This window comes from Pectobacterium versatile, assembly GCF_020166435.1.
Taxonomy (GTDB): Bacteria; Pseudomonadota; Gammaproteobacteria; order Enterobacterales; family Enterobacteriaceae; genus Pectobacterium; species Pectobacterium versatile.
Genome location: NZ_JAINZP010000035.1, coordinates 1 through 24,975, shown reverse-complemented (window position 1 = coordinate 24,975; position 24,975 = coordinate 1). Strand labels below are relative to the sequence as shown.

The 24,975-nt window shown below is 48.3% G+C and carries 43 protein-coding genes; 37 read left to right on the top strand and 6 right to left on the bottom strand.

Translation table 11 applies throughout. The features are described 5' to 3' along the window. Nucleotides 1-193: 193 nt before the first annotated feature. The 31 genes from bfd (at nt 194) to K7X24_RS21095 (ending at nt 15,316) form a co-directional block, all read left to right on the top strand. Complete coding sequence (gene bfd / locus K7X24_RS21245; RefSeq protein ID WP_224558204.1) at nt 194-388, top strand: bacterioferritin-associated ferredoxin; 195 nt, start codon at nt 194-196, stop codon at nt 386-388. Between the two features lie 72 nt (nt 389-460). Then, nucleotides 461-934 (top strand): bacterioferritin, encoded by a 474-nt coding sequence (gene bfr, locus K7X24_RS21240; RefSeq protein ID WP_224558203.1) that lies wholly within the window; start codon nt 461-463, stop codon nt 932-934. A 304-nt stretch (nt 935-1,238) separates the two neighbouring features. Next, nucleotides 1,239-1,550, top strand: a complete 312-nt coding sequence (gene rpsJ, locus K7X24_RS21235) for a 30S ribosomal protein S10 (RefSeq protein ID WP_001181005.1) — start codon at nt 1,239-1,241, stop codon at nt 1,548-1,550. 32 nt (nt 1,551-1,582) lie between these two features. Beyond that, a complete protein-coding gene (gene rplC / locus K7X24_RS21230; protein ID WP_211045832.1) occupies nt 1,583-2,212 on the top strand; it encodes a 50S ribosomal protein L3 in 630 nt (209 codons plus the stop codon). Nucleotides 2,213-2,222: 10 nt separating this feature from the next. Further along, a complete protein-coding gene (gene rplD, locus K7X24_RS21225) occupies nt 2,223-2,828 on the top strand; it encodes a 50S ribosomal protein L4 (RefSeq protein ID WP_039362752.1) in 606 nt (201 codons plus the stop codon). Beyond that, the gene (gene rplW, locus K7X24_RS21220; protein ID WP_005970277.1) at nt 2,825-3,127 is read left to right on the top strand and encodes a 50S ribosomal protein L23; all 303 of its coding nucleotides are present in this window, start codon (nt 2,825-2,827) and stop codon (nt 3,125-3,127) included. Before rplD ends, rplW begins: the two co-directional genes overlap by 4 nt. A 17-nt stretch (nt 3,128-3,144) precedes the next feature. Then, entirely contained in the window at nt 3,145-3,966 is an 822-nt protein-coding gene (gene rplB / locus K7X24_RS21215) for a 50S ribosomal protein L2 (protein ID WP_095700748.1), read from the top strand. 16 nt (nt 3,967-3,982) lie between these two features. Beyond that, nucleotides 3,983-4,261, top strand: coding sequence for a 30S ribosomal protein S19 (gene rpsS, locus K7X24_RS21210; protein ID WP_004929772.1), 279 nt, complete (start codon nt 3,983-3,985; stop codon nt 4,259-4,261). Nucleotides 4,262-4,275: 14 nt separating this feature from the next. Beyond that, nucleotides 4,276-4,608 carry a 50S ribosomal protein L22 gene (gene rplV / locus K7X24_RS21205; RefSeq protein ID WP_005970275.1) on the top strand — a complete coding sequence of 111 codons (333 nt, stop codon included), beginning with the start codon at nt 4,276-4,278 and terminating at the stop codon, nt 4,606-4,608. A 17-nt stretch (nt 4,609-4,625) separates the two neighbouring features. Then, nucleotides 4,626-5,327 (top strand): 30S ribosomal protein S3, encoded by a 702-nt coding sequence (gene rpsC, locus K7X24_RS21200; RefSeq protein ID WP_005970274.1) that lies wholly within the window; start codon nt 4,626-4,628, stop codon nt 5,325-5,327. A 12-nt stretch (nt 5,328-5,339) separates the two neighbouring features. Continuing rightward, entirely contained in the window at nt 5,340-5,750 is a 411-nt protein-coding gene (rplP, locus tag K7X24_RS21195) for a 50S ribosomal protein L16 (RefSeq protein WP_005970273.1), read from the top strand. Next, on the top strand, nt 5,750-5,941 hold the full coding sequence (rpmC, locus tag K7X24_RS21190) for a 50S ribosomal protein L29 (protein WP_005970272.1): 192 nt from the start codon (nt 5,750-5,752) through the stop codon (nt 5,939-5,941). The genes rplP and rpmC overlap by 1 nt, the downstream gene beginning before the upstream one ends. Next, entirely contained in the window at nt 5,941-6,195 is a 255-nt protein-coding gene (gene rpsQ / locus K7X24_RS21185) for a 30S ribosomal protein S17 (protein WP_010286161.1), read from the top strand. Before rpmC ends, rpsQ begins: the two co-directional genes overlap by 1 nt. 161 nt (nt 6,196-6,356) lie before the next feature. After that, entirely contained in the window at nt 6,357-6,728 is a 372-nt protein-coding gene (gene rplN / locus K7X24_RS21180; protein ID WP_000613954.1) for a 50S ribosomal protein L14, read from the top strand. A gap of 10 nt (nt 6,729-6,738) precedes the next feature. Continuing rightward, entirely contained in the window at nt 6,739-7,053 is a 315-nt protein-coding gene (rplX, locus tag K7X24_RS21175; protein ID WP_005970267.1) for a 50S ribosomal protein L24, read from the top strand. Nucleotides 7,054-7,067: 14 nt separating this feature from the next. Further along, nucleotides 7,068-7,607, top strand: coding sequence for a 50S ribosomal protein L5 (gene rplE, locus K7X24_RS21170; RefSeq protein ID WP_039487909.1), 540 nt, complete (start codon nt 7,068-7,070; stop codon nt 7,605-7,607). Nucleotides 7,608-7,620: 13 nt separating this feature from the next. Then, on the top strand, nt 7,621-7,926 hold the full coding sequence (rpsN, locus tag K7X24_RS21165; protein ID WP_010286114.1) for a 30S ribosomal protein S14: 306 nt from the start codon (nt 7,621-7,623) through the stop codon (nt 7,924-7,926). Between the two features lie 33 nt (nt 7,927-7,959). Continuing rightward, on the top strand, nt 7,960-8,352 hold the full coding sequence (gene rpsH, locus K7X24_RS21160; RefSeq protein WP_005970261.1) for a 30S ribosomal protein S8: 393 nt from the start codon (nt 7,960-7,962) through the stop codon (nt 8,350-8,352). A gap of 12 nt (nt 8,353-8,364) precedes the next feature. Then, entirely contained in the window at nt 8,365-8,898 is a 534-nt protein-coding gene (rplF, locus tag K7X24_RS21155; protein ID WP_005970259.1) for a 50S ribosomal protein L6, read from the top strand. A gap of 9 nt (nt 8,899-8,907) precedes the next feature. Next, entirely contained in the window at nt 8,908-9,261 is a 354-nt protein-coding gene (gene rplR / locus K7X24_RS21150; RefSeq protein WP_010286111.1) for a 50S ribosomal protein L18, read from the top strand. 14 nt (nt 9,262-9,275) lie between these two features. Continuing rightward, entirely contained in the window at nt 9,276-9,776 is a 501-nt protein-coding gene (gene rpsE, locus K7X24_RS21145; protein WP_005970257.1) for a 30S ribosomal protein S5, read from the top strand. A 5-nt stretch (nt 9,777-9,781) separates the two neighbouring features. After that, nucleotides 9,782-9,961 (top strand): 50S ribosomal protein L30, encoded by a 180-nt coding sequence (gene rpmD, locus K7X24_RS21140; RefSeq protein ID WP_004846568.1) that lies wholly within the window; start codon nt 9,782-9,784, stop codon nt 9,959-9,961. Between the two features lie 3 nt (nt 9,962-9,964). Next, entirely contained in the window at nt 9,965-10,399 is a 435-nt protein-coding gene (gene rplO / locus K7X24_RS21135; protein ID WP_010286086.1) for a 50S ribosomal protein L15, read from the top strand. A 7-nt stretch (nt 10,400-10,406) separates the two neighbouring features. Next, entirely contained in the window at nt 10,407-11,738 is a 1,332-nt protein-coding gene (secY, locus tag K7X24_RS21130; RefSeq protein WP_010286083.1) for a preprotein translocase subunit SecY, read from the top strand. Between the two features lie 33 nt (nt 11,739-11,771). Beyond that, nucleotides 11,772-11,888: a 50S ribosomal protein L36 gene (gene rpmJ / locus K7X24_RS21125; RefSeq protein WP_002227352.1), complete on the top strand. Its 117-nt coding sequence runs from the start codon at nt 11,772-11,774 to the stop codon at nt 11,886-11,888. A gap of 146 nt (nt 11,889-12,034) precedes the next feature. Continuing rightward, nucleotides 12,035-12,391: a 30S ribosomal protein S13 gene (rpsM, locus tag K7X24_RS21120; RefSeq protein WP_005970252.1), complete on the top strand. Its 357-nt coding sequence runs from the start codon at nt 12,035-12,037 to the stop codon at nt 12,389-12,391. Between the two features lie 16 nt (nt 12,392-12,407). Further along, nucleotides 12,408-12,797: a 30S ribosomal protein S11 gene (gene rpsK, locus K7X24_RS21115; RefSeq protein WP_002919257.1), complete on the top strand. Its 390-nt coding sequence runs from the start codon at nt 12,408-12,410 to the stop codon at nt 12,795-12,797. A gap of 30 nt (nt 12,798-12,827) precedes the next feature. Beyond that, nucleotides 12,828-13,448: a 30S ribosomal protein S4 gene (rpsD, locus tag K7X24_RS21110; protein WP_010286047.1), complete on the top strand. Its 621-nt coding sequence runs from the start codon at nt 12,828-12,830 to the stop codon at nt 13,446-13,448. A gap of 25 nt (nt 13,449-13,473) precedes the next feature. Continuing rightward, nucleotides 13,474-14,463: a DNA-directed RNA polymerase subunit alpha gene (locus tag K7X24_RS21105; RefSeq protein WP_005970247.1), complete on the top strand. Its 990-nt coding sequence runs from the start codon at nt 13,474-13,476 to the stop codon at nt 14,461-14,463. Nucleotides 14,464-14,503: 40 nt separating this feature from the next. Beyond that, nucleotides 14,504-14,896 (top strand): 50S ribosomal protein L17, encoded by a 393-nt coding sequence (rplQ, locus tag K7X24_RS21100; protein WP_005970246.1) that lies wholly within the window; start codon nt 14,504-14,506, stop codon nt 14,894-14,896. Nucleotides 14,897-15,103: 207 nt separating this feature from the next. After that, entirely contained in the window at nt 15,104-15,316 is a 213-nt protein-coding gene (locus K7X24_RS21095) for an alternative ribosome-rescue factor A (RefSeq protein ID WP_010286032.1), read from the top strand. A 30-nt stretch (nt 15,317-15,346) separates the two neighbouring features. On the opposite strand, the gene mscL is transcribed toward K7X24_RS21095, so the two are convergent. From mscL to def, 5 genes are all read right to left on the bottom strand, one after another. Continuing rightward, the gene (mscL, locus tag K7X24_RS21090) at nt 15,347-15,760 is read right to left on the bottom strand and encodes a large-conductance mechanosensitive channel protein MscL (RefSeq protein ID WP_010304925.1); all 414 of its coding nucleotides are present in this window, start codon (nt 15,758-15,760) and stop codon (nt 15,347-15,349) included. A 91-nt stretch (nt 15,761-15,851) separates the two neighbouring features. Next, nucleotides 15,852-17,228 (bottom strand): Trk system potassium transporter TrkA, encoded by a 1,377-nt coding sequence (gene trkA, locus K7X24_RS21085; RefSeq protein WP_010304922.1) that lies wholly within the window; start codon nt 17,226-17,228, stop codon nt 15,852-15,854. A gap of 56 nt (nt 17,229-17,284) precedes the next feature. Next, entirely contained in the window at nt 17,285-18,574 is a 1,290-nt protein-coding gene (rsmB, locus tag K7X24_RS21080; RefSeq protein ID WP_224558202.1) for a 16S rRNA (cytosine(967)-C(5))-methyltransferase RsmB, read from the bottom strand. A gap of 67 nt (nt 18,575-18,641) precedes the next feature. Continuing rightward, nucleotides 18,642-19,589: a methionyl-tRNA formyltransferase gene (fmt, locus tag K7X24_RS21075; RefSeq protein ID WP_224558201.1), complete on the bottom strand. Its 948-nt coding sequence runs from the start codon at nt 19,587-19,589 to the stop codon at nt 18,642-18,644. 23 nt (nt 19,590-19,612) lie between these two features. Beyond that, nucleotides 19,613-20,125, bottom strand: coding sequence for a peptide deformylase (def, locus tag K7X24_RS21070; RefSeq protein WP_010304912.1), 513 nt, complete (start codon nt 20,123-20,125; stop codon nt 19,613-19,615). A 128-nt stretch (nt 20,126-20,253) separates the two neighbouring features. On the opposite strand from def, the gene dprA reads away from it, so the two are divergent. From dprA to K7X24_RS21040, 6 genes are read left to right on the top strand one after another with little or no spacing between them, the layout of a single operon-like run. Beyond that, nucleotides 20,254-21,375, top strand: coding sequence for a DNA-protecting protein DprA (gene dprA / locus K7X24_RS21065; RefSeq protein ID WP_224558200.1), 1,122 nt, complete (start codon nt 20,254-20,256; stop codon nt 21,373-21,375). Continuing rightward, entirely contained in the window at nt 21,347-21,820 is a 474-nt protein-coding gene (locus tag K7X24_RS21060; RefSeq protein ID WP_010309861.1) for a DUF494 family protein, read from the top strand. The genes dprA and K7X24_RS21060 overlap by 29 nt, the downstream gene beginning before the upstream one ends. Nucleotides 21,821-21,840: 20 nt before the next feature. Then, on the top strand, nt 21,841-22,398 hold the full coding sequence (locus K7X24_RS21055; protein WP_010309857.1) for a type I DNA topoisomerase: 558 nt from the start codon (nt 21,841-21,843) through the stop codon (nt 22,396-22,398). Then, nucleotides 22,391-22,960: an L-threonylcarbamoyladenylate synthase type 1 TsaC gene (gene tsaC, locus K7X24_RS21050; protein ID WP_010309854.1), complete on the top strand. Its 570-nt coding sequence runs from the start codon at nt 22,391-22,393 to the stop codon at nt 22,958-22,960. Before K7X24_RS21055 ends, tsaC begins: the two co-directional genes overlap by 8 nt. Nucleotides 22,961-22,979: 19 nt before the next feature. Further along, on the top strand, nt 22,980-23,807 hold the full coding sequence (aroE, locus tag K7X24_RS21045; RefSeq protein ID WP_224558199.1) for a shikimate dehydrogenase: 828 nt from the start codon (nt 22,980-22,982) through the stop codon (nt 23,805-23,807). Then, the gene (locus tag K7X24_RS21040) at nt 23,804-24,091 is read left to right on the top strand and encodes a DUF1488 domain-containing protein (protein WP_224558198.1); all 288 of its coding nucleotides are present in this window, start codon (nt 23,804-23,806) and stop codon (nt 24,089-24,091) included. The genes aroE and K7X24_RS21040 overlap by 4 nt, the downstream gene beginning before the upstream one ends. Here the strand turns inward: K7X24_RS21040 and K7X24_RS21035 are convergent. Further along, on the bottom strand, nt 24,046-24,594 hold the full coding sequence (locus K7X24_RS21035; protein WP_039487936.1) for a gamma carbonic anhydrase family protein: 549 nt from the start codon (nt 24,592-24,594) through the stop codon (nt 24,046-24,048). The genes K7X24_RS21040 and K7X24_RS21035 overlap by 46 nt on opposite strands. Nucleotides 24,595-24,975: the final 381 nt, after the last annotated feature.

Below are 24,975 nucleotides of genomic sequence, written 5' to 3'. Positions count from 1 at the left end.
ACTCAATGCATGAAAAAGGCACTTCGGTGCCTTTTTTACGTCTTAATGATTAAATGGAAATTGAAATAAAAATAATTCTTATTTAGAATAACTTTGTTGGTTAAAAAATCGCTAGGAGCGGTTTCAAATACTGTTTGCAGTGTCCCGAAAGGTAGCGTGAAAGACACTCGCGATAACAATGAGTCATTCTGGTATGTATGTTTGTTTGTGTAACGCAATTTCTGACAAAGTCATTCGTAATGCTGTTCGTCAGCACCAGCCTCAATCTATGCAACAATTACGAAAACTCGTTCCTATCGGGACAGACTGCGGGAAATGTATTCGTCAAGCGCGTGTCATTTTTGAGGAAGAACAGGCTAAAATCCCTGACATGCATGAAGTAGCATAAAATGTAGGGGCGTTTTTTTGACTCTCTGCCGACCGGTTCTACACTTTAAGAACTGGATCTGAGGAGCATGTCATGAAAGGCGATAAAACAGTCATCACACACCTGAATAAGTTATTGGGCAACGAGCTGGTAGCCATTAACCAATATTTTCTTCATGCCCGAATGTTTAAAAACTGGGGCTTAACCCGTCTAAACGATCACGAATATCATGAATCCATTGACGAAATGAAGCACGCTGATCGCTACATTGAACGAATCCTATTTCTTGAAGGCATCCCGAATCTACAGGATTTGGGTAAGTTAAATATTGGTGAAAATGTTGAAGAAATCTTACATTCGGATCTTCAACTTGAATTGGATGGCGCAAAGAATTTGCGTGAGGCAATTGCCTATGCTGGGTCAGTGCATGACTACGTCAGTAGGGATTTAATGATAGAAATTCTTGCCGATGAAGAAGGCCACATAGACTGGCTGGAAACAGAATTAGATTTGATTTCACGTCTTGGCATACAAAACTATCTTCAAGCTCAGCTAAAAGCTGAGTAACATAGCAGGTACGATGCTATGTACTGTTATCCCCAATCCGGCTGGCGTCGCACACATCGTCCGGCCGGATTTAAAATCATTTCATCCCGCTTGTTGCTTCCCCTGCCAATTTGCGTATAATGCGCGAGCTTACCGAAACTAGGTAAGCCTGATTCAATCCGAATCAGGCGGTCAATATTCATTTATTGCCCAAAACAATACTCCCGATATGGGGGTTATGTGCTGACGATTACACTCCCCCATCAATCGAAATGGGTGTGAGGAGTAATTATTTACGTTTATAAATAATTGGAGCTCTGGTCTCATGCAGAACCAAAGAATCCGTATCCGCCTGAAAGCGTTTGATCATCGTCTGATTGATCAATCAACTGCGGAAATCGTCGAGACTGCTAAGCGCACTGGTGCGCAAGTACGTGGTCCGATCCCGCTGCCGACCCGCAAAGAGCGATTTACCGTTCTGATTTCTCCGCACGTCAATAAAGATGCGCGCGATCAGTACGAGATTCGCACTCACAAGCGTCTGGTTGACATCGTTGAGCCAACCGAGAAAACCGTTGATGCTCTGATGCGTCTGGATCTGGCTGCTGGTGTAGACGTGCAGATCAGCCTGGGTTAATCAGGTCATTGAGCGATTGAGAGGTTGAAACAATGATTGGTTTAGTCGGTAAAAAAGTGGGCATGACCCGTATCTTCACTGAAGATGGCGTATCTATCCCCGTAACCGTTATCGAAATTGAAGCAAACCGCGTAACTCAGGTTAAAGACCTGGCTAACGACGGTTACCGCGCTGTGCAAGTAACTACTGGTGCTAAAAAAGCAAGCCGTGTTACTAAGCCAGAAGCAGGTCACTTTGCTAAAGCTGGCGTAGAAGCTGGCCGTACTCTGCGTGAATTCCGTCTTTCTGAAGGCGAAGAGTTCACTGTAGGTCAGAGCATCAGTGTCGAAATTTTCGCAGACGTTAAAAAAGTAGACGTTACTGGTACATCTAAAGGTAAAGGTTTTGCTGGCACAGTTAAGCGCTGGAATTTCCGTACTCAGGATGCTACTCACGGTAACTCCTTGTCCCACCGCGTTCCGGGTTCTATCGGTCAGAACCAGACTCCGGGCAAAGTGTTTAAAGGCAAGAAAATGGCAGGCCAGCTGGGTAACGAACGTGTAACCGTTCAGAGCCTGGACGTAGTGCGTGTTGACGCTGAGCGCAACCTGCTGCTGGTTAAAGGTGCTGTTCCGGGAGCTACGGGTAGCGACCTGATCGTTAAACCAGCTGTGAAGGCGTGAGGAGATAGCAATGGAATTAGTATTGAAAGACGCGCAAAGCGCGCTGACTGTTTCCGAAACTACCTTCGGTCGTGATTTCAACGAAGCGCTGGTACATCAGGTTGTTGTTGCTTATGCAGCAGGTGCCCGTCAAGGTACTCGCGCCCAGAAGACCCGTGCTGAAGTAACCGGTTCCGGTAAAAAACCTTGGCGTCAGAAAGGTACTGGCCGTGCGCGTTCTGGTTCTGTTAAGAGCCCGATCTGGCGTTCCGGTGGTGTGACCTTCGCTGCTAAGCCACAGGACCACAGTCAGAAAGTTAACAAAAAGATGTACCGCGGCGCGCTGAAAAGCATTCTGTCCGAATTGGTACGTCAAGATCGTCTGATCGTTGTCGAGACGTTCTCTGTAGAAGCACCGAAAACTAAGTTGCTGGCGCAGAAACTGAAAGAAATGGCACTGGAAGACGTGTTGATCATCACCGGTGAACTGGATGAGAATCTGTTCCTGGCCGCTCGTAACCTGTACAAGGTTGACGTGCGTGATGCAGCAGGTATCGACCCAGTTAGCTTGATCGCCTTCGACAAAGTCGTTATGACTGCTGATGCAGTTAAGCAAGTTGAGGAGATGCTGGCATGATCCGTGAAGAACGTCTGCTGAAAGTACTGCGCGCGCCGCACGTATCTGAAAAAGCATCTACCGCGATGGAAAAAACTAACACCATCGTTCTCAAAGTTGCTAAAGACGCGACTAAAGCAGAGATCGTTGCTGCTGTCGAGAAACTGTTCGAAGTAGAAGTTAAAGACGTAAACACCCTAGTAGTTAAGGGTAAAGTTAAGCGTCACGGACAGCGTATTGGTCGTCGTAGCGACTGGAAAAAAGCTTACGTCACCCTGAAAGAAGGCCAGAATCTGGACTTCATCGGCGGCGCTGAGTAAGTCGGAGGAGAAAGACAATGGCAGTTGTTAAATGTAAACCGACATCTCCGGGTCGTCGCCACGTTGTTAAAGTGGTTAACCCTGAGCTGCACAAGGGCAAGCCTTACGCCCCATTGCTGGAAAAGAACAGCAAATCCGGTGGCCGTAACAACAATGGCCGCATCACTACCCGTCACATCGGTGGTGGTCACAAACAGCAGTATCGTCTGGTTGACTTCAAACGCAATAAAGATGGTATTCCTGCGGTTGTTGAGCGTCTCGAGTATGATCCGAACCGTTCCGCGAATATCGCGCTGGTTTTGTACAAAGACGGCGAGCGTCGTTACATCCTGGCGCCGAAAGGCCTGAAAGCCGGCGACCAGATCCAATCTGGCGTTGATGCTGCGATTAAAGCGGGTAACACCCTGCCGATGCGTAACATTCCAGTCGGTTCAACGGTTCACAACGTAGAAATGAAACCAGGTAAAGGCGGCCAATTGGCTCGTTCTGCTGGTACTTACGTTCAGATCGTTGCTCGTGACGGTTCTTACGTTACCCTGCGTCTGCGTTCTGGCGAAATGCGTAAAGTCGAATCCGACTGCCGCGCTACGCTGGGCGAAGTTGGCAACGCTGAGCATATGCTGCGCGTTCTGGGTAAAGCTGGTGCTGCACGCTGGCGTGGTGTTCGTCCTACCGTTCGCGGTACGGCAATGAACCCAGTCGACCACCCACACGGTGGTGGTGAAGGTCGTAACTTTGGTAAGCACCCGGTTAGTCCGTGGGGCCTCCAGACCAAAGGTAAGAAGACCCGCAGCAACAAGCGTACTGATAAATTTATCGTACGTCGCCGTACTAAATAATCTTAGAGGATAAACCATGCCACGTTCTCTCAAGAAAGGTCCATTTATTGACCTGCACTTGCTGAAGAAGGTAGAGAAAGCGGTGGAAAGCGGAGACAAGAAGCCTTTGCGCACTTGGTCCCGTCGTTCAACGATCTTTCCAAATATGATCGGTTTGACCATCGCTGTCCATAATGGTCGTCAGCACGTTCCGGTGTTTGTTTCCGATGAAATGGTCGGTCACAAACTGGGTGAATTCGCGCCGACTCGTACTTATCGCGGCCATGCGGCCGACAAAAAGGCCAAGAAGCGCTAAGGTAGGAGGAAGAGATGGAAACTATCGCTAAACATTGCCACGCTCGTTCTTCTGCTCAAAAGGTTCGCCTGGTGGCAGACCTGATTCGCGGTAAGAAAGTGTCGCAAGCTCTGGAAGTTCTGACCTACACCAACAAGAAAGCTGCTGGTCTGGTTAAAAAAGTGCTGGAGTCTGCTATTGCTAACGCAGAACACAACGATGGCGCTGACATTGATGATCTGAAAGTCGCGAAAATCTTCGTTGACGAAGGCCCAAGCATGAAGCGCATTATGCCGCGTGCTAAAGGTCGTGCGGATCGCATCCTGAAGCGTACCAGCCACATTACTGTGGTTGTGTCCGATCGCTGAGACTCTGGAGACTAGCAATGGGTCAGAAAGTACATCCTAATGGTATTCGCCTGGGTATTGTCAAACCTTGGAACTCTACCTGGTATGCGAATACCAAAGAATTCGCTGACAACCTGGACAGCGATTTTAAAGTTCGTAAATACCTGACGAAGGAACTGGAGAAAGCTTCCGTTTCTCGTATCGTTATCGAACGTCCGGCAAAAAGTATCCGTGTGACCATTCACACTGCTCGCCCGGGTATCGTGATCGGTAAAAAAGGTGAAGATGTTGAGAAACTGCGCAAAGTCGTAGCGGATATCGCTGGCGTACCTGCACAGATCAACATCGCAGAAGTTCGTAAACCTGAACTGGACGCAAAACTGGTTGCTGACAGCATCACTTCTCAGCTGGAGCGTCGTGTGATGTTCCGTCGTGCTATGAAGCGTGCGGTACAGAACGCCATGCGTCTGGGCGCTAAAGGTATTAAAGTTGAAGTAAGTGGCCGTCTTGGCGGCGCTGAAATCGCGCGTACCGAATGGTACCGTGAAGGTCGAGTTCCATTGCATACACTGCGTGCGGATATCGACTACAACACCTCCGAAGCGCACACCACTTATGGTGTTATCGGTGTGAAAGTGTGGATCTTCAAAGGTGAGATCCTGGGTGGTATGGCTGCCGTTGAACAACCAGAAAAACCGGCTGCTCAACCTAAAAAGCAGCAGCGTAAAGGCCGCAAGTAAGGAGAGTCGCTGATGTTACAACCAAAGCGTACAAAATTCCGTAAGGTGCACAAGGGCCGCAACCGTGGTCTAGCGCAGGGTACGGATGTTAGCTTCGGCACTTTCGGTCTGAAAGCTGTTGGCCGCGGTCGCCTGACTGCTCGTCAAATCGAAGCTGCACGTCGTGCCATGACTCGTGCTGTTAAGCGTCAAGGTAAGATCTGGATCCGTGTATTCCCGGACAAACCGATCACCGAGAAACCGCTTGAAGTTCGTATGGGTAAAGGTAAAGGTAACGTGGAATATTGGGTTGCCTTGATTCAGCCAGGTAAAGTCCTGTACGAAATGGACGGTGTGCCGGAAGAGTTAGCCCGTGAGGCATTCCAACTGGCAGCAGCGAAACTGCCTATCAAAACCACCTTTGTAACTAAGACGGTGATGTAATGAAAGCAAATGAGCTGCGTGAAAAAAGCGTCGAAGAGCTGAACACTGAACTGCTCGGCCTGCTGCGCGAGCAATTTAACCTGCGTATGCAGGCTGCCAGTGGTCAGTTGCAACAGACTCACCTGGTAAAACAAGTGCGTCACAATATTGCACGTGTTAAGACTTTACTGACTGAGAAGGCGGGTGCGTAATGACCGATAAAATCCGTACTCTGCAAGGTCGTGTTGTAAGCGACAAAATGGAGAAATCCATGGTTGTCGCTATCGAACGTTTTGTGAAACACCCGCTTTACGGTAAATTCATTAAGCGTACGACTAAGCTGCACGTACATGACGAGAACAATGAATGCGGTATCGGCGACGTGGTTGAAATCCGCGAATGCCGTCCGCTGTCCAAAAATAAGTCTTGGACACTTGTTCGCGTTGTAGAGAAAGCGATTCTGTAATAAAGTAGCGCTCTTCTCTTATGATAAACGGCTCTGCAAAGGGCCGTTTATTTTTTCTACCCATACCAAGGAAGCGGTGTTATAATGCTGCGCCCTCAATTATGGGGTATTTAATGGCCCGAAAGGGTCCTAGAGTAGTAGTTGACAAGCGGAGCACTAAAATGATCCAAGAACAGACTATGCTGAACGTGGCCGATAATTCCGGTGCACGTCGCGTAATGTGTATCAAGGTTCTAGGTGGCTCGCACCGTCGCTACGCAGGCGTCGGCGATATCATCAAAATTACCATCAAGGAAGCAATTCCTCGCGGTAAGGTGAAGAAAGGCGATGTTCTGAAGGCGGTAGTGGTGCGCACCAAGAAGGGTGTTCGTCGCCCGGACGGTTCTGTCATTCGCTTCGATGGTAATGCTTGCGTTATTTTAAACAATAACAGCGAACAGCCTATCGGTACGCGTATTTTTGGGCCGGTAACTCGTGAACTGCGTAATGAGAAGTTCATGAAAATTATCTCTCTGGCACCAGAAGTACTTTAAGGAGCGAATCATGGCAGCGAAAATCCGTCGTGATGACGAAGTTATTGTGCTAACCGGTAAAGATAAAGGTAAGCGCGGTAAAGTAAAAAATGTCCTGTCTGCTAGTAAGGTCATTGTTGAAGGTATTAACCTGGTTAAAAAACATCAGAAGCCGGTTCCGGCCCTGAATCAACCAGGTGGCATCGTTGAAAAAGAAGCTGCAATTCAAGTTTCTAACCTTGCAATCTTCAATGCGGCAACTGGTAAGGCTGACCGTGTAGGCTTTAGATTCGAAGACGGAAAGAAAGTCCGTTTCTTTAAATCTAATAGCGAAACTATCAAGTAATTTGGAGTAGTACGATGGCGAAACTGCATGATTACTACAAAGACGAAGTAGTTAAAAAACTCATGACTGAGTTTAGCTACAATTCTGTCATGCAAGTCCCTCGGGTCGAGAAGATCACCCTGAATATGGGTGTTGGTGAAGCGATCGCTGACAAGAAACTGCTGGATAACGCAGCAGCTGATCTGGCAGCAATCTCCGGTCAAAAACCGTTGATCACCAAAGCACGCAAATCTGTTGCAGGCTTCAAAATCCGTCAGGGCTATCCGATCGGCTGTAAAGTAACTCTGCGTGGCGAACGCATGTGGGAGTTCCTTGAGCGTCTGATTTCCATTGCTGTACCGCGTATTCGTGACTTCCGTGGCTTGTCCGCTAAGTCATTCGATGGTCGTGGTAACTACAGCATGGGTGTGCGTGAGCAGATCATCTTCCCGGAAATCGACTACGATAAAGTCGATCGCGTTCGTGGTTTGGACATTACCATTACCACTACTGCGAAATCCGATGATGAAGGCCGTGCGCTGTTGGCCGCCTTTAACTTCCCATTCCGCAAGTAAGGTAGGGTTACTAATGGCTAAGCAATCCATGAAAGCACGCGAAGTTGTTCGTGTGAAACTGGCTGAAAAATACCGCGCTAAACGCGAGGAATTGAAAGCTATCATCTCTGGTGTGAACTCATCCGACGAAGATCGTTGGGATGCAGTTCTTAAGCTGCAGACTCTGCCGCGTGATTCCAGCCCGTCTCGTCAGCGTAACCGCTGCCGCCAAACTGGTCGTCCGCACGCTTTCCTGCGGAAGTTCGGGTTGAGCCGTATCAAGGTCCGTGAAGCCGCTATGCGCGGTGAAATTCCGGGTCTGAAAAAGGCTAGCTGGTAATTGTCACCAATTGAATCACGGGAGTAAAGACAGATGAGCATGCAAGATCCGATCGCGGATATGCTGACCCGTATCCGTAACGGTCAAGCCGCGAACAAAGTTGCGGTCACCATGCCTTCCTCCAAGCTGAAAGTGGCAATTGCCAACGTGCTGAAGGAAGAAGGTTACATTGAAGATTTCAAAATCGAAGGCGACACCAAGCCAGTTCTGGAATTAGAACTTAAATATTTCCAGGGCAAGGCAGTGGTAGAAAGCATTCAGCGAGTAAGCCGTCCAGGTCTGCGCATCTATAAAAGAAAAGATGAGCTGCCAAAAGTTATGGCCGGTTTGGGTATCGCAGTTGTTTCTACCTCTAAAGGTGTTATGACTGATCGTGCAGCTCGCCAGGCTGGTCTTGGTGGCGAGATTATCTGCTACGTAGCTTAATCGGGAGGAAAAATGTCTCGTGTTGCAAAAGCACCCGTCGTCATTCCTGCCGGCGTAGAGGTAAAACTCAACGGTCAGGATGTTTCGATTAAGGGTAAAAACGGCGAGCTGAGTCGTAAGATCCATGATGCTGTTGAAGTGAAACAAGCTGACAACGCTCTGACTTTCGCTCCACGCGAAGGTTTCGTTGACGGATGGGCCCAAGCGGGTACCACTCGCGCTCTGTTGAACGCAATGGTTATCGGTGTTACCGAAGGCTTCACTAAGAAGCTGCAACTGGTTGGTGTTGGTTACCGTGCTGCTGTTAAAGGCAACGTGGTTAACCTGTCTCTCGGGTTTTCTCACCCAGTAGAGCATGCACTGCCGGCAGGTATTACTGCAGAATGCCCAAGCCAAACTGAAATCGTACTGAAAGGTGCTGATAAGCAGGTTATTGGTCAGGTTGCTGCGGAATTACGCGCCTACCGTCGTCCTGAGCCTTATAAAGGCAAGGGTGTCCGTTACGCCGACGAAGTCGTGCGTACCAAAGAGGCTAAGAAGAAGTAAGGTAACACTATGGATAAGAAAGCAGCTCGTATCCGTCGTGCGACCCGCGCACGCCGCAAGCTCCAGGAACTGGGTGCGACGCGTCTGGTGGTACATCGTACTCCACGCCATATTTATGCGCAGGTCATTGCACCGAACGGTTCTGAAGTCCTGGTAGCCGCTTCTACTGTAGAAAAAGCTATCGCTGAACAACTGAAGTCTACCGGTAATAAAGACGCAGCAAGTGCAATAGGTAAAGCTATTGCAGAACGCGCGTTAGAAAAAGGCATCAAAGATGTCTCTTTCGACCGTTCCGGTTTCCAATATCATGGTCGAGTCCAAGCACTGGCAGATGCTGCCCGTGAAGCTGGCCTTCAGTTCTAAGGTAGAGGTGTAAGATGGCTCACATCGAGAAACAAGCTGGCGAACTGCAGGAAAAGCTGATCGCGGTAAATCGCGTATCTAAAACCGTTAAAGGTGGTCGTATTTTCAGCTTCACCGCACTGACTGTAGTGGGTGATGGCAACGGCCGCGTTGGTTTTGGTTACGGTAAAGCTCGCGAAGTTCCAGCAGCGATCCAGAAAGCGATGGAAAAAGCCCGTCGCAATATGATGAATGTCGCGCTGAACAACGGCACCCTGCAGCACCCAGTTAAAGGTGCTCACACGGGTTCTCGTGTGTTCATGCAGCCAGCTTCCGAAGGTACCGGTATTATTGCCGGTGGTGCAATGCGCGCCGTTTTGGAAGTTGCAGGGGTTCACAACGTATTGGCTAAAGCCTATGGTTCCACTAACCCGATTAACGTGGTTCGTGCAACGATTGATGGTTTGGCCAATATGAAGTCCCCGGAAATGGTCGCTGCCAAGCGTGGTAAATCCGTTGAAGAAATTCTGGGGTAATGACCGTGGCAAAGACTATTAAAATTACTCAAACCCGTAGTGCAATCGGTCGTCTGCCGAAACATAAGGCGACACTGCTTGGCCTGGGTCTGCGTCGTATTGGGCATACAGTTGAACGTGAGGATACTCCTGCGGTTCGCGGTATGGTCAACGCGGTTTCCTACATGGTTAAAGTAGAGGAGTAACAGATGCGTTTAAATACTCTGTCTCCGGCCGAAGGTGCTAAACACGCACCGAAGCGTTTAGGTCGTGGTATCGGTTCTGGTCTGGGCAAAACCAGTGGTCGTGGTCACAAAGGTCAGAACTCTCGTTCTGGCGGTGGCGTACGTCGTGGTTTTGAAGGTGGTCAGATGCCTTTATATCGTCGTCTGCCGAAATTCGGTTTTACTTCTCGCAAAGCGATGATCACGGCAGAAGTTCGTCTGTCTGATTTAGCTAAAGTAGAAGGCGACGTGGTTGACCTGAATACGCTGAAAGCCGCTAATGTTATTGGCATTCAGATTGAGTTCGCGAAAGTGATTCTGTCTGGTGAAGTTGCTCGTCCGGTAACGATTCGTGGTCTGCGTGTCACTAAAGGTGCTCGTGCTGCTATCGAAACTGCTGGCGGTAAAATTGAGGAATAAGTAGCAGATGGCTAAGCAACCAGGATTAGATTTTCAAAGTGCTAAAGGCGGAGTTGGTGAACTGAAGCGCAGACTTTTGTTTGTTATCGGTGCGCTAATTGTTTTCCGTATTGGCTCTTTTATCCCAATTCCTGGTATTGATGCCACTGTGCTTGCCAAATTGCTTGAACAGCAGCGAGGCACCATCATTGAAATGTTTAACATGTTCTCTGGTGGTGCTCTCAGCCGTGCTTCTATCTTTGCACTGGGTATTATGCCGTATATTTCGGCGTCGATTATTATCCAGTTGCTGACGGTGGTTCATCCAGCGTTGGCTGAAATAAAGAAAGAAGGTGAAGCTGGCCGTCGTAAGATAAGCCAGTACACTCGCTACGGTACCTTGGTATTGGCTATATTCCAGTCGATCGGTATTGCTACCGGTTTGCCAAATATGCCTGGAATGCAAGACTTGGTTATAAACCCAGGCTTTGCTTTCTACTTTACCGCTGTTGTGAGCCTAGTTACTGGGACAATGTTCCTTATGTGGCTGGGAGAACAGATTACGGAACGTGGTATCGGTAACGGTATCTCGATCATAATCTTCGCTGGTATTGTTGCGGGACTACCGCCGGCCATTGGCCATACCATCGAGCAAGCTCGGCAAGGCGACCTGCACTTCCTCCTGTTGCTGTTGGTTGCAGTTTTAGTGTTTGCAGTAACCTTCTTCGTTGTTTTCGTTGAACGTGGCCAACGTCGTATCGTTGTTAACTATGCAAAACGTCAACAGGGTCGTCGTGTTTATGCAGCACAGAGTACGCATTTACCGCTGAAGGTGAACATGGCTGGGGTTATCCCTGCAATTTTTGCCTCCAGCATTATTCTGTTCCCAGCCACGATTGCATCTTGGTTTGGGGGCGGTACCGGTTGGAACTGGCTGACAACTATTTCGCTGTATTTGCAGCCCGGACAACCGCTTTATGTGTTACTCTATGCGTCTGCAATCATCTTCTTCTGTTTCTTCTACACTGCGTTGGTTTTCAACCCGCGCGAAACAGCAGATAACCTGAAGAAGTCCGGTGCATTCGTGCCAGGAATTCGTCCGGGAGAGCAAACGGCGAAGTATATCGATAAAGTGATGACTCGCCTTACTCTGATTGGTGCGATGTATATTACTTTTATCTGCCTGATCCCGGAGTTTATGCGTGACGCAATGAAAGTGCCTTTCTATTTTGGGGGTACATCTTTATTGATCGTTGTTGTCGTCATCATGGACTTTATGGCTCAAGTGCAAACTCTAATGATGTCGAGTCAATATGAGTCTGCATTGAAGAAAGCAAACCTGAAAGGCTATAACCGTTAATTAGGTGAGCTTGAGAAGTTACGGAGAGTAAAAATGAAAGTTCGTGCTTCCGTCAAGAAATTATGTCGTAACTGTAAGATTGTTAAGCGTAACGGTGTCGTTCGTGTGATCTGCAGTGCCGAACCGAAGCATAAACAGCGTCAAGGCTGATTATCTCGCATATTTTTCTTGCAAAGTTGGATTGAGCTGGCTAGATTAGCCAGCCAATCTTTTGTATGTAGCTGCAACATTATTTGAGTATCCTGAAAACGGGCTTTTCAGAATGGTGTTGCTGTATAAAATTGTAGGAGTGCATAGTGGCCCGTATAGCAGGCATTAACATTCCTGATCATAAACATACCGTTATTGCATTAACGTCGATTTTCGGTATCGGTAAAACTCGGTCGCAGGCTATTTGTGCTGCAACAGGAATTGCCGAAAATGTTAAGATCAGTGAGCTGTCTGAAGAGCAAATCGATAAGCTGCGTGACGAAGTTGCCAAGTTTGTTGTAGAAGGTGATCTGCGTCGTGAAGTTACCCTGAGCATCAAGCGTCTTATGGACCTTGGTACTTATCGTGGTTTGCGTCATCGTCGTGGTCTGCCGGTTCGCGGTCAGCGTACCAAGACTAACGCCCGTACCCGTAAGGGTCCGCGCAAACCGATCAAGAAATAATCGGGGTGATTGAATAATGGCAAAGGCACCTATTCGTGCACGTAAGCGTGTCAGAAAGCAAGTCTCTGACGGTGTGGCTCATATCCATGCTTCTTTCAACAACACCATCGTAACCATTACTGATCGTCAGGGTAATGCGCTAGGTTGGGCAACTGCCGGTGGTTCCGGCTTCCGTGGTTCTCGCAAATCCACTCCGTTCGCAGCTCAAGTTGCAGCAGAACGCTGTGCTGAAGCAGTGAAAGAGTACGGTATTAAGAACCTGGAAGTTATGGTTAAAGGACCTGGTCCGGGCCGTGAGTCTACTATCCGCGCGTTGAACGCGGCTGGTTTCCGCATCACTAATATTACTGATGTGACTCCGATCCCTCATAACGGTTGTCGTCCGCCGAAAAAGCGCCGCGTATAACGCCGCTTTTAGGATTGTTGGAGAAAGAAAATGGCAAGATATTTGGGTCCTAAGCTCAAGCTGAGCCGTCGTGAAGGCACCGACCTGTTTCTGAAGTCTGGTGTTCGTGCGATCGATTCCAAGTGTAAAATTGAACAAGCTCCTGGCCAGCACGGTGCGCGTAAACCGCGTCTGTCTGACTATGGTGTACAGTTGCGTGAAAAGCAAAAAGTTCGCCGTATCTACGGTGTTCTGGAGCGTCAGTTCCGTAACTATTATAAAGAAGCTGCACGTCTGAAAGGCAACACAGGTGCAAACCTGCTGCAACTGCTGGAAGGTCGTCTGGATAACGTTGTTTATCGTATGGGTTTTGGTGCCACTCGTGCTGAAGCACGTCAGATGGTAAGCCACAAAGCTATCATGGTAAACGGTCGCGTTGTTAGCATCGCTTCTTATCAGGTATCCCCGAATGACGTAGTCAGCATCCGTGAGAAAGCGAAAAAGCAATCTCGCGTGAAAGCCGCTCTGGAGCTGGCTGAACAGCGTGAAAAGCCAACTTGGCTGGAAGTTGATGCTGCCAAGATGGAAGGTGTGTTCAAACGTATTCCTGAACGTACCGATCTGTCTGCGGACATTAATGAACACCTGATCGTCGAGCTTTACTCCAAGTAAAGCTTAGTACCAAAGAGAGGACACAATGCAGGGTTCTGTGACAGAGTTTCTAAAACCGCGCCTGGTTGATATCGAGCAAGTGAGTTCGACGCACGCCAAGGTGACCCTTGAGCCATTAGAGCGGGGCTTCGGCCATACTCTTGGCAACGCACTGCGCCGTATTCTGCTTTCATCCATGCCAGGTTGCGCGGTGACCGAGGTTGAGATTGATGGTGTACTGCATGAGTACAGCACCAAAGAAGGCGTACAGGAAGATATCCTGGAAATCCTGCTCAACCTGAAAGGGCTGGCGGTGAGAGTTCAAGGCAAAGATGAAGTTATTCTTACCCTGAATAAATCTGGCATTGGCCCTGTGACTGCAGCCGACATCATCCATGATGGTGATGTCGAAATCGTCAAGCCGCAGCACTTAATTTGCCACCTGACCGATGAAAACGCATCTATTAGCATGCGTATCAAAGTTCAACGTGGTCGTGGTTATGTGCCGGCATCTGCCCGTATTCATACGGAAGAAGATGAGCGCCCGATTGGTCGTCTGTTAGTTGATGCTTGCTACAGCCCTGTAGAGCGTATTGCCTACAATGTTGAAGCAGCTCGTGTAGAACAGCGTACTGACCTGGACAAGCTAGTCATCGAAATGGAAACCAATGGCACGATCGATCCTGAAGAGGCGATCCGCCGTGCGGCTACCATTCTGGCTGAACAACTTGAAGCTTTTGTTGACTTACGTGATGTTCGTCAGCCAGAAGTTAAAGAAGAGAAACCAGAATTCGATCCGATTCTGCTGCGCCCTGTTGACGATCTGGAATTGACTGTCCGCTCTGCTAACTGCCTTAAGGCAGAAGCTATCCACTACATCGGTGATCTGGTACAGCGTACCGAGGTTGAGCTGCTCAAAACGCCTAACCTTGGTAAAAAATCTCTTACTGAGATTAAAGACGTACTGGCTTCCCGTGGTTTGTCTCTGGGCATGCGCTTGGAAAACTGGCCACCGGCAAGCATTGCTGATGAGTAACCAGATCACAGGTTAAGGTTTTACTGAGAAGGATAAGGTCATGCGCCATCGTAAGAGTGGTCGTCAACTGAACCGTAACAGCAGCCATCGTCAGGCTATGTTCCGTAACATGGCTAGTTCTTTGGTTCGTCATGAAATCATCAAGACGACCCTGCCGAAAGCGAAAGAGCTGCGTCGCGTTGTTGAACCGCTGATTACTCTTGCCAAGACCGACAGCGTTGCTAATCGTCGTCTGGCATTCGCCCGTACTCGTGATAACGAGATCGTGGCAAAACTGTTTAATGAACTGGGCCCGCGTTTCGCGAGCCGTGCCGGTGGTTACACTCGTATTCTGAAGTGTGGCTTCCGTGCTGGTGACAATGCGCCGATGGCATACATCGAGCTCGTTGATCGCTCAGTTTCGCAGACAGAAGAAGTTGCTACTGCAGAGTAATCTGTAAGAGCGTAAAAAAACCGGGGAAACCCGGTTTTTTTATATCTGAAATAAATCATGCTTTCGCATAAATATACATGGTGAGCAACTACCTGTGTCTGAGTGAGTTGAAAAATATATCCCACCTGTTCTCATCTACCCATTTCGACTATATACTCTGCATGTTTTATTGATGTACATACCAACCCGAGTTTCTTAGGAGTAATGATGACCACATACCGACATAAACGTGGGAAAATCCAAGACAACGCCATTGAGGCATTGCTACATGACCCACTGTTTCGCCAACGAATTGAAGTGAATGAAAAAGGGAAGGGAAGTTATCGTAGAAAAGAGAAGCACATGAAGAAAGGTAATTGGGAGGCCAGTGGTAAGCAATCAAATGATTATTTACCTCTGGCCTTTCTACTTTCTGCGTAATGAAGCAGAGGTCTAATAGAAACTCAATTTTTACTGTTTGGGCTGCTGTTCTTTAAGTAAATCGCGAATTTCAGCTAATAGCTTCTCTTCTGCGCTAGGTTTTGGCGGTGCGGCAGGCGTATCTTCCTGTTTCCGACGCATTTTATTCATAAGCTTGATCGCTATAAAAATCGCGAAAGCGACGATGATAAAGTCGAAAATATTCTGGATGAAAGCGCCATAGTTCATGACAACGGCGGGAATTTCACCTTGGGCGTCACGAAGAATAAGGCTGAATTGTTTAAAATCGACCCCACCAATCAAAAGTCCAAGTGGCGGCATAATAATATCTGATACCAGAGAAGAAACGATCTTGCCGAAAGCTGCACCAATAATGACACCCACCGCCAAATCGACAACGTTGCCACGCATGGCAAACTCTCTGAATTCTTTAATGATACTCATATCCGTTCTCCTTGCCAAAAATTATAAATTAATTCTAACCAATAGCCTCATCTTTGCCAGATTATCGATCAGCAATAAATGTGTTCCCACATTACAAAAAGAAGGGACTCGGTTGAAATAGACGTTCAACATCAGGTACAAATTTCTTGTCAGCCAAGAACATGATGACATGGTCACCTTGCTCAATTTTACTATTTGCGTTGGCAATGATGACGTCATCACCGCGAACAATTGCGCCTATAGTGGTACCGGGTGGAAGCTTAATATCTTCGATCATTCTGCCGACAACTTTTGATGTGCCCTCATCTCCGTGGGCGATGGCCTCAATTGCTTCAGCTACACCACGACGTAAAGAGGATACGCTTACGATATCCGCTTTACGGACGTGGCTAAGTAGCGCAGAAATTGTTGCCTGCTGTGGAGATATTGCGACATCGATGACGCTGCCCTGAACCAGATCGACATAAGCTCGGCGCTGGATAAGCACCATTACTTTTTTCGCGCCCATGCGTTTAGCCAGCATAGCTGACATGATATTCGCTTCGTCATCGTTGGTAATGGCGATGAATACATCGATCTGCTCGATATGTTCTTCGGCGAGGAGCTCTTGATCTGAAGCATCACCATGGAATACGACCGTATTTTGCAGAAGCTCAGCCAGTTCCACAGCTCGGTCTGCATTTCGTTCTATCAACTTAATGCTGTAATCTTTTTCTAACCGCTGCGCTAACCCTGCACCGACATTCCCGCCACCAACGATCATGATCCTTTTATAGGGTTTTTCAAGGCGTTGCAATTCGCTCATCACCGCACGAATATGCTGCGAAGCGGCGACAAAAAACACTTCATCTCCAGCTTCGATGATGGTGGATCCCTGTGGGCGAATCGGGCGATCGTGACGAAAAATAGCCGCAACGCGGGTATCTACGTGGGGAATGTGTTCGCGTAGGGAGGTAAGGGCATTACCCACTAGTGGGCCGCCATAGTAGGCATTAACTGCGGCAAGACTCACTTTACCTTCAGCGAAGTTAACGACCTGAAGTGCTCCGGGATATTCGATCAGTTTGTAAATGTTATCGATCACCAACTGTTCTGGGGAGATCAAGTGATCGATGGGAACCGCTTCTGGTAAAAACAGCTGTTCTGATTCACGAATGTATTCAGCGGCGCGAATGCGTGCAATCCGGTTTGGGGTTTTAAAAAGAGAATAAGCAATCTGGCAGGCTACCATATTCGTTTCATCTGAATTGGTAACGGCGACCAGCATATCGGCATCTTCTGCCCCTGCTTCACGCAGCACTCGCGGATGAGAGGCATAGCCCGTAACGACACGCAGGTCAAACTTATCCTGAAGCTGGCGTAACCGATTAGCATCAGTATCAACGACAGTGATGTCATTGTTTTCACCCGCTAAATTTTCCGCCAGTGTTCCGCCGACCTGACCCGCGCCAAGAATGATAATTTTCATAATAAGCCATGCCGTTTATTAATTGCTGTCTGTTGCAGACAATACTGGGTTCAATATCAGTTTTTTACCAGCTTCGCATAAAAGAAGCCATCGCCACTATCGGCATGGGGAAGCATCTGTATACCTGGCATTTCTCTTGTACCTGTATCAACCAGTTTTGCATCGGCATGGCGAGTTAGGAAATCCGTAACTTGTTGAGCATTTTCTTGCGGCAGGATGGAGCAAGTAGCATAGACCATTGTGCCGCCGGTTTTGAGATGTGGCCAGATGGCATCAAGGATCTCTTTTTGTAGCGCAACCAGCTCTTCAATATCTCTGTCTCGGCGTAACCACTTAATATCAGGATGACGACGAATCACACCCGTGGCTGAGCATGGGGCATCCAACAGAATACGATCAAACACACGCCCTTCGCACCATGAATCGGGGTAACGTCCATCGCCTTGTTTTACTTCGGCATGCATTTGTAACCGCAGTAAATTTTCTTTTACTCGGCCTAAACGTGTTTCATCTACATCGACAGCGAGTACATGAGATTTTGGTGCCGCTTCTAAAATGTGTGTCGTTTTTCCACCGGGTGCAGCGCAGAGATCGAGGATCTGTTCGCCATCTTGTGGATCGAGCCAATAGACGCAGCCTTGAGCCGATGCATCTTGTACCGTTGCCCACCCTTGAGAAAATCCTGGCAATTGATCGACCGCACAGGGAGAAGCAAGTCGTATCGCAGCGCTGTATTCAGCATGAGGAAATGCTTCGATTCCCTCTTGCTCTAACAAGTTTAAATACGCTTCACGTGTGTGGTGTAATCGATTCACACGTAACCACATTGGGGGGCGTTGATTATTCGCTTCAACGATGTTTTGCCAGTGATTTGGATAGGCACGCTCAATGCGCGCCAGCAGCCAGCTTGGATGCAGGTAGTGGGATGAGTGAGTTGCCTCACGTTGAATCAGTTCTTCCTGCTGACGCTGAAATTGGCGTAATACGCCATTAATCAGCCCCTTGAGTTGTGGTTTTTTTAACGCCACAGCACCTTCTACTGTTTCTGCCAGAGCCGCATGTGGCGGGATCCGCGTATATTGCAGTTGGTAGATGCCGACCATGATGAGGTAGTGCAGCGTGCGTTGTTTACCTGTCAGAGGTTTAGCCATCAGTTGTTGAATACACCATTCCAACTGCGGTAAAACGCGTAATACGCCGAAGCAAAGCTCTTGCAAAAGTGCGCGATCTTTATCGGAGACTTCACGCTGATGAACAGGTAATAAGGCACTGAGTGATTGCCCCTGATCCAGAACCTGTCCCACCACTTTTGCGGCAATACTGCGTAGATTGTATGAGCTTTTCATGTGTTAGCGATGACGTATACGTAAAAGAGAGAGGATATACCGGCATGGTGCCGGTATGAAAAATAGATTAGTCCAGTGTATTACCGGGAACGAACCACTCACGACGTGAGTTAAGCAGATCCTGCGCGCCCATGACTTTTTTGCCTGCGGGCTGTAATTCCTGAATATTCAAGATGCCATCGGCTGTTGCTACCTGAATGCCCTGCTTGTCTGCCTGTATGATTGTACCAGGCTGTGAGCCATGTTCTTTGGTGATGACCTCAGCTTTCCAGACTTTCACTGGCTGTTCATCGACGATGAAATAGCTGACTGGCCAAGGATTAAAAGCACGAATACAGCGCTCAAGCTGCTCAGCAGATAACTGCCAGTTTAGGCGTGCTTCTTCTTTGCTGAGCTTTTCTGCATAGGTGGCAAGGGCGTCATTTTGTACTTCAGCGACAGCGCTACCATCAGCAAGCTGTTCCAGCGTTTCCAATAAGCCACGTGGGCCCAGCTCAGCAAGTTTCTCGTACAACGTTGCGCTGGTATCCTGTGGCAGGATAGGGCACGAAATTTTGTGCAGCATTGCGCCAGTATCGAGCCCAACATCCATTTGCATGATCGTCACACCGGTTTCACTATCTCCAGCCCACAATGCACGCTGAATAGGGGCTGCACCACGCCAAAGAGGCAACAGAGATCCGTGGACATTAATGCAGCCAAGACGAGGCATAGATAACACGGGCTGCGGCAGAATTAAGCCGTAGGCGACAACGACCATAACATCGGCATTTAACGCCTGAACCATCGCCTGATTTTCTTCCGGCCGCAGAGATTTAGGCTGGAAAACGGGGATGCTATGTTGCTCTGCCAGTACTTTTACTGGACTGGGAGTGAGCTTGTTGCCTCTGCCTGCTGGGCGATCGGGCTGGGTGAAAACGCCAACGACCTCATGGCCCGATGATAAAAGCGCGTCAAGGTGACGCGCGGCAAAGTCAGGGGTTCCGGCAAAGATTATGCGTAAAGAATCAGACACGGTGCTTCCTGTCAGGATGAAAATTATCGGGCTCGGCTATTCTGCTTAGCCAGTTTTTCCAGTTTTTGACGAATGCGCTGGCGTTTAAGTGGGGAAAGGTAATCGATAAACAGTTTCCCAACCAGATGGTCCATTTCATGCTGAATACAAATGGCGAGTAGTTCGCTTGCTTCAAGTTCGAACGCTTTACCTTCACGATCCAATGCGCGCACTTTCACATGCTCTGCACGAGGAACCAGCGCACGCGTTTCAGGGATCGACAGGCAACCTTCTTCGATGCCCGTATCACCGCTCTTTTCAATCAACTCGGGATTGATCAGCACCAGTCGTTGGTCTCGTTCTTCAGAGACGTCAATAACAATAATACGTTGATGAATATCGACTTGTGTCGCTGCCAGGCCAATACCTTCTTCTTCGTACATGGTATCGAACATATCATCCACGATACGTTGAATATCTGCATTGACTTCTTTTACGGGCTGCGCAGTGATGCGGAGCCGCTCGTCTGGAAAATGTAATACCTGTAAAACTGACATATATGTTTAGATCTGTATCTGAATAGTGAGAGAGTCTTAACGCTCATTCTAGACATTTCCTGCCCCGATTGACAGCATCAGCACTGAATTGCAGTACTTATCTGAACAGAGTTGAGTAAGGGATGCCGATGCTATCAACGGAAATCTGGCTACGTATGACGGGCGTACGGCACCTCGGTGTCAGGCGTGCCCGGGCGATTGTCAGAAAGCTTATTGATTTAAACACGTTCGATAACGAGGCCTTGAGAGCGTTAGGCCTGTCTGATGCTCAAATAGCCCAATTTTGTACCTACGATCGTAAGATTCTGGAAGGAACACTCAATTGGTTGTCTTACCCCAATCACCATATCGTGACGTGTGAAGATGCTTTGTATCCCTTTCTGCTAAGCAATATTCGTGATTTTCCGCTTCTGCTCTTTGTTTCTGGTTCTCCTGAGTTGCTGGCATCGCCACAAATATCGATTATTGGTAGCCGGGGGAGCAGTGCTTACGGTGAACGCTGGGGATGCTTTTTTGCTCAGGAGCTGGCCGCAAATGAACTCACGGTGACAAGCGGGCTAGCGGTTGGCATTGATGGTATTGCTCATCGTACCGCTTTGGATACGGGAGGGAGAACCATTGCCGTGCTGGGAAGCGGACTGGAGAATATTTATCCTAAGCGGCACGCTAAGCTTGCCGAACGTATTTGTGGCGATGGTGGCGCGCTGGTTTCCGAATTTTCCCTCGCTATGCCGCCTTTCCCAACCAACTTTCCCAGAAGAAATCGTATTATCAGTGGGCTAGGGCTGGGTGTCCTGGTCATTGAAGCGTCTATCCGCAGTGGGTCGTTGGTTACAGCGCGTTATGCTTTGGAACAAGGACGGGAAGTTTTTGCTCTGCCGGGGCCTATCGGTAACCCTATGACTGAGGGGACACATTGGCTGATCCAGCAAGGGGCGAGCTTGGTTACACATCCTAAGGATATTCTTGAACAGTTGGTGAGTGAATTGCAGTGGCTACCGATGCAAAGCGGACAAACTATTTCTAACGAAGAAGAGGATGGCGAATTGCCATTTGCCGACGTGTTGGCTAACGTAGGAGATGAGGTTACACCTGTTGACGTTGTCGCTGAACGTGCCGGCCAACCTGTGCCAGAGATAGTCACTAAGCTATTAGAGCTGGAGTTAGCAGGGTGGATCGCAGCAGTACCCGGCGGCTATGTCCGATTAAGGAGGGCAGGCCATGTTCGACGTACTCATGTACTTGTTTGAGAGTTACATCCACAATGAAACTGAAATGCGTGTCGATCAGGATACGTTAACTGATGACCTCACCCGCGCTGGATTCCATCGTAACGATATCTATAGCGCGTTGAGTTGGCTGGAAAAACTGGCCGATATTCAGGAAGGGCAGACTGCGCCGCTTTATTTAGCGAACGATCCTCTTGCTATGCGGATCTATACGCAGGATGAGGCGCTGCGTCTTGATGCGGAATGTCGTGGCTTTTTATTGTTCCTTGAGCAAATTCAGGTTCTGAACCTTGAAACGCGGGAAATGATTATTGAACGCGTCATGGCGTTGGAAACGCAGGAGTTTGATCTGGAAGATCTGAAGTGGGTCATTCTCATGGTGCTTTTTAATGTGCCTGGTTGTGAGAATGCTTATCAGCAAATGGAAGAATTACTCTTTGAGGTCAATGACGGTTATGTGCAATAGCCAGAGGAATAACAGTTCGAATGGCTAAGCCTGCACTGTTTGCTGAAAAAAAACAGGAAATATGTCCAGACTGTGGGTCAGTGCTGGTTATCCGTTCTGGTCGGCACGGCCCATTTCTTGGCTGTTCTGCGTATCCAGAATGTGAGTTCATTCGCCCGCTGAAAGCACAAGCTGACGGACATATTGTCAAAGTGTTAGATGGGCAGCAATGTCCGCTTTGTCAGTCGACCTTGGTCTTACGACAAGGTCGTTATGGGATGTTCATCGGCTGTGGCAATTACCCCGAATGCCATCATACCGAGACTATCGATCGCCCTGATGAAACGGCGATTCGATGTCCACAGTGTAATGAAGGCACGCTGTTGCAGCGTAAATCTCGCTACGGCAAGGTGTTTCATTCTTGCGATCGCTATCCCGATTGCCAGTTTACGTTAAACCATAAGCCGATAGCGGGTGAATGTCCTTCTTGCCATTACGCTTTATTGTTTGAGAAAAAAACGGCACAAGGCATTAAGCTATTTTGTGCCAGTAAATTATGTGGAAAACCGATAGCGGCAGAAGTTGATAAGAATGAGTGATGTATCTGATGAACTAATGATTCCCGTTTTGCGGGAATTACAAAACGAGCAGGTTATTGCGTACCCGACTGAAGCGGTATTTGGGTTGGGATGCGATCCTGATAGTGAAGTGGCGGTTAATCGCTTGCTGGCGTTAAAACAACGCCCCTGGCAAAAAGGGTTGATCCTGATTGCGGCAGATTTTAGCCAACTGGCTTCTTATATTGATGACAGTGCGTTATCCGATGAGCAGAAGGCTGTGATGTTTTCCACATGGCCTGGCCCGGTTACTTGGGTATTGCCAGCAAAACACACGACTCCGCAGTGGTTAACAGGGCAATTTTCTTCGCTTGCGGTGCGCGTTAGTGACCATCCGCTAGTCAAGGAACTGTGCCAGCGTTACGGTAAACCGTTGGTGTCGACCAGTGCTAATTTAAGTGGTCAACCTCCCTGCCGTACTGCTCAGGAAGTCTCTCAGCAGTTTGGTGATGATTTTCCTGTGCTAGTTGGGGATGTAGGCGGAAGAATGAACCCATCAGAAATCAGGGATGTATTAACAGGCGAGCTTATTCGTCAGGGGTAACGACAAGTTGGAGAGGAACGTGTCTGAAGTAACGTCTTTTGCGGTTTTTGGCAATCCGATTGCACATAGTAAATCACCTCGTATACATGAGCTATTTGCTGCACAGACGGGGATCACGTTGACGTACCAGCGCGTGTTAGCGCCTCTGGATAATTTTGAGCAGATGCTGCGCCAGTATTTTCGTGATGGTGCTGGTGGGGCGAATGTGACTGCGCCCTTTAAAGAGCGGGCCTTTGCCGAAGCTGATGAGTGTAGCGAGTGTGCTGCGCTTGCGAGGGCAGTCAATACATTGAAGAGATTGAATGACGGTCGCCTGTTTGGTGATAATACCGATGGCATCGGTTTGCTCAGCGATCTGCAACGATTGGCGCTGGTGAAACCTCTGGATCGTGTTTTGCTGGTTGGTGCAGGTGGTGCGGCGCGGGGTGTTATCCAACCCCTGCTGACCTATGGTTGTACAGTGGTGCTGGCGAATAGGACCTTTTCCAAGGCCGATGTCTTAGCTAAGATCTTCCGTGATATTGGTGATATTCAAGCTGTTGCTTTCGACGATTTACAGGGTCAGTCTTTCGATCTGATTATCAACGCCACATCTTCTGGTATGGACAACAGCGTTCCTAACTTACCGCCAGAGCTTATTTCTCCGGAAACGAACTGTTATGACATGTTCTATCTGCCACAATTGACGCCCTTTTTGTCATGGTGCGTACAGCATGGCGCTCTCCATTATGCAGATGGTTTGGGAATGCTGGTGGGGCAAGCGGCACATGCGTTTAAACTTTGGCATGGTGTTATGCCGGACGTGGAGCCAGTGATTGCTTTACTAAAGCAGGATCTTGCTAAATGAATCAGGCGATCCAGTTCCCCGATCGTGAAAGTTGGGATGATAAGGTAATGGCGATCCGCTTTCCCGTTTTAGTGAATGGCTTTCAGCAGGAATGTTTAGTCAGCGCAGAGCTGCTCCAGCAACGTTATGGCGGTGATAGCCCTGAACGGTGGCTGGCACTGTTCAGGGAGTATCGATGGGATCTTGAAGATGAACTGGAAAAAATGATCGTTGCTGAAGAATGGGATGATGAAGGTTATTACTCATTGTCCTGGGCAAGATATTCATCTTTCCAACGAACATAGTTGTTTGCCGAGTAAATCAATCCCTCTATTTCTTCTTGTGTTAGTGGTCGAATTTTTTTGACTGGGCTGCCGAGGTATAGATGCCCCTTCTCTAGCCGTTTTCCTGGGGGGACCAAGCTACCAGCGCCAATCATGACGTCATCTTCAACAACCGCTCCATCCAGAAGTATTGATCCCATTCCGACCAAAACCCGATTTCCTATTTGGCAACCGTGCAGCATCGCTTTATGGCCTACCGTGACGTCTTCACCAATAATAAGTGGATTACCTTCTGGTTTTTTCTCTGAGCAGTGGGTGATGTGAAGTACAGATCCGTCCTGAACATTACTCCTCGCACCAATAGTAATGTAGTTAACATCACCGCGTATGGCGACAAGAGGCCATATGCCGACATCATCGCCTAGTGTTACCTTACCAATCACCACGCTGGAATGATCGACCATGACTCTTTCGCCTAAAACGGGAGAAATACCGTTATAACGACGGAATGTTTTTGTACTCATCGACAGCCTCGTAGTTATTTGCCACATACTGATTACTCGTTATTAGACAAAATATCGACAGATATGGGATGTCGGCAACTGAAAAGTGGCGTGGATCGAGTAAGATCTCATCGAAAGGGTCGAAAAACACGCGAACAGAAAAAAAGATCAAGAAAGTTGTTGTGTAACGAAAACGGATCCCTATAATGCGCCTCCATCGACACGGTGCTGTGAACACACAACAGGGTCGATAAAGAAAGAGAAAACACTTTAAAATAAGCGTTGACTCTGAAGGTGAAAAGCGTAATATACGCCACCTCGCGAAGTGGTTAAAGCCACAACGCACTGCTCTTTAACAATTTAATCAGACAATCTGTGTGGGCACTCACAAGACCGTATCTT

Bases quoted from the DNA above. Each gene is read 5' to 3' on its own strand.
- bfd (WP_224558204.1), top strand. From the start codon at position 194: ATGTATGTTTGTTTGTGTAACGCAATTTCTGACAAAGTCATTCGTAAT.
- bfr (WP_224558203.1), top strand. From the start codon at position 461: ATGAAAGGCGATAAAACAGTCATCACACACCTGAATAAGTTATTGGGC.
- rpsJ (WP_001181005.1), top strand. From the start codon at position 1,239: ATGCAGAACCAAAGAATCCGTATCCGCCTGAAAGCGTTTGATCATCGT.
- rplC (WP_211045832.1), top strand. From the start codon at position 1,583: ATGATTGGTTTAGTCGGTAAAAAAGTGGGCATGACCCGTATCTTCACT.
- rplD (WP_039362752.1), top strand. From the start codon at position 2,223: ATGGAATTAGTATTGAAAGACGCGCAAAGCGCGCTGACTGTTTCCGAA.
- rplW (WP_005970277.1), top strand. From the start codon at position 2,825: ATGATCCGTGAAGAACGTCTGCTGAAAGTACTGCGCGCGCCGCACGTA.
- rplB (WP_095700748.1), top strand. From the start codon at position 3,145: ATGGCAGTTGTTAAATGTAAACCGACATCTCCGGGTCGTCGCCACGTT.
- rpsS (WP_004929772.1), top strand. From the start codon at position 3,983: ATGCCACGTTCTCTCAAGAAAGGTCCATTTATTGACCTGCACTTGCTG.
- rplV (WP_005970275.1), top strand. From the start codon at position 4,276: ATGGAAACTATCGCTAAACATTGCCACGCTCGTTCTTCTGCTCAAAAG.
- rpsC (WP_005970274.1), top strand. From the start codon at position 4,626: ATGGGTCAGAAAGTACATCCTAATGGTATTCGCCTGGGTATTGTCAAA.
- rplP (WP_005970273.1), top strand. From the start codon at position 5,340: ATGTTACAACCAAAGCGTACAAAATTCCGTAAGGTGCACAAGGGCCGC.
- rpmC (WP_005970272.1), top strand. From the start codon at position 5,750: ATGAAAGCAAATGAGCTGCGTGAAAAAAGCGTCGAAGAGCTGAACACT.
- rpsQ (WP_010286161.1), top strand. From the start codon at position 5,941: ATGACCGATAAAATCCGTACTCTGCAAGGTCGTGTTGTAAGCGACAAA.
- rplN (WP_000613954.1), top strand. From the start codon at position 6,357: ATGATCCAAGAACAGACTATGCTGAACGTGGCCGATAATTCCGGTGCA.
- rplX (WP_005970267.1), top strand. From the start codon at position 6,739: ATGGCAGCGAAAATCCGTCGTGATGACGAAGTTATTGTGCTAACCGGT.
- rplE (WP_039487909.1), top strand. From the start codon at position 7,068: ATGGCGAAACTGCATGATTACTACAAAGACGAAGTAGTTAAAAAACTC.
- rpsN (WP_010286114.1), top strand. From the start codon at position 7,621: ATGGCTAAGCAATCCATGAAAGCACGCGAAGTTGTTCGTGTGAAACTG.
- rpsH (WP_005970261.1), top strand. From the start codon at position 7,960: ATGAGCATGCAAGATCCGATCGCGGATATGCTGACCCGTATCCGTAAC.
- rplF (WP_005970259.1), top strand. From the start codon at position 8,365: ATGTCTCGTGTTGCAAAAGCACCCGTCGTCATTCCTGCCGGCGTAGAG.
- rplR (WP_010286111.1), top strand. From the start codon at position 8,908: ATGGATAAGAAAGCAGCTCGTATCCGTCGTGCGACCCGCGCACGCCGC.
- rpsE (WP_005970257.1), top strand. From the start codon at position 9,276: ATGGCTCACATCGAGAAACAAGCTGGCGAACTGCAGGAAAAGCTGATC.
- rplO (WP_010286086.1), top strand. From the start codon at position 9,965: ATGCGTTTAAATACTCTGTCTCCGGCCGAAGGTGCTAAACACGCACCG.
- secY (WP_010286083.1), top strand. From the start codon at position 10,407: ATGGCTAAGCAACCAGGATTAGATTTTCAAAGTGCTAAAGGCGGAGTT.
- rpmJ (WP_002227352.1), top strand. From the start codon at position 11,772: ATGAAAGTTCGTGCTTCCGTCAAGAAATTATGTCGTAACTGTAAGATT.
- rpsK (WP_002919257.1), top strand. From the start codon at position 12,408: ATGGCAAAGGCACCTATTCGTGCACGTAAGCGTGTCAGAAAGCAAGTC.
- rpsD (WP_010286047.1), top strand. From the start codon at position 12,828: ATGGCAAGATATTTGGGTCCTAAGCTCAAGCTGAGCCGTCGTGAAGGC.
- K7X24_RS21105 (WP_005970247.1), top strand. From the start codon at position 13,474: ATGCAGGGTTCTGTGACAGAGTTTCTAAAACCGCGCCTGGTTGATATC.
- rplQ (WP_005970246.1), top strand. From the start codon at position 14,504: ATGCGCCATCGTAAGAGTGGTCGTCAACTGAACCGTAACAGCAGCCAT.
- K7X24_RS21095 (WP_010286032.1), top strand. From the start codon at position 15,104: ATGACCACATACCGACATAAACGTGGGAAAATCCAAGACAACGCCATT.
- mscL (WP_010304925.1), bottom strand. From the start codon at position 15,760: ATGAGTATCATTAAAGAATTCAGAGAGTTTGCCATGCGTGGCAACGTT.
- trkA (WP_010304922.1), bottom strand. From the start codon at position 17,228: ATGAAAATTATCATTCTTGGCGCGGGTCAGGTCGGCGGAACACTGGCG.
- rsmB (WP_224558202.1), bottom strand. From the start codon at position 18,574: ATGAAAAGCTCATACAATCTACGCAGTATTGCCGCAAAAGTGGTGGGA.
- def (WP_010304912.1), bottom strand. From the start codon at position 20,125: ATGTCAGTTTTACAGGTATTACATTTTCCAGACGAGCGGCTCCGCATC.
- dprA (WP_224558200.1), top strand. From the start codon at position 20,254: ATGCTATCAACGGAAATCTGGCTACGTATGACGGGCGTACGGCACCTC.
- K7X24_RS21060 (WP_010309861.1), top strand. From the start codon at position 21,347: ATGTTCGACGTACTCATGTACTTGTTTGAGAGTTACATCCACAATGAA.
- K7X24_RS21055 (WP_010309857.1), top strand. From the start codon at position 21,841: ATGGCTAAGCCTGCACTGTTTGCTGAAAAAAAACAGGAAATATGTCCA.
- tsaC (WP_010309854.1), top strand. From the start codon at position 22,391: ATGAGTGATGTATCTGATGAACTAATGATTCCCGTTTTGCGGGAATTA.
- K7X24_RS21040 (WP_224558198.1), top strand. From the start codon at position 23,804: ATGAATCAGGCGATCCAGTTCCCCGATCGTGAAAGTTGGGATGATAAG.
- K7X24_RS21035 (WP_039487936.1), bottom strand. From the start codon at position 24,594: ATGAGTACAAAAACATTCCGTCGTTATAACGGTATTTCTCCCGTTTTA.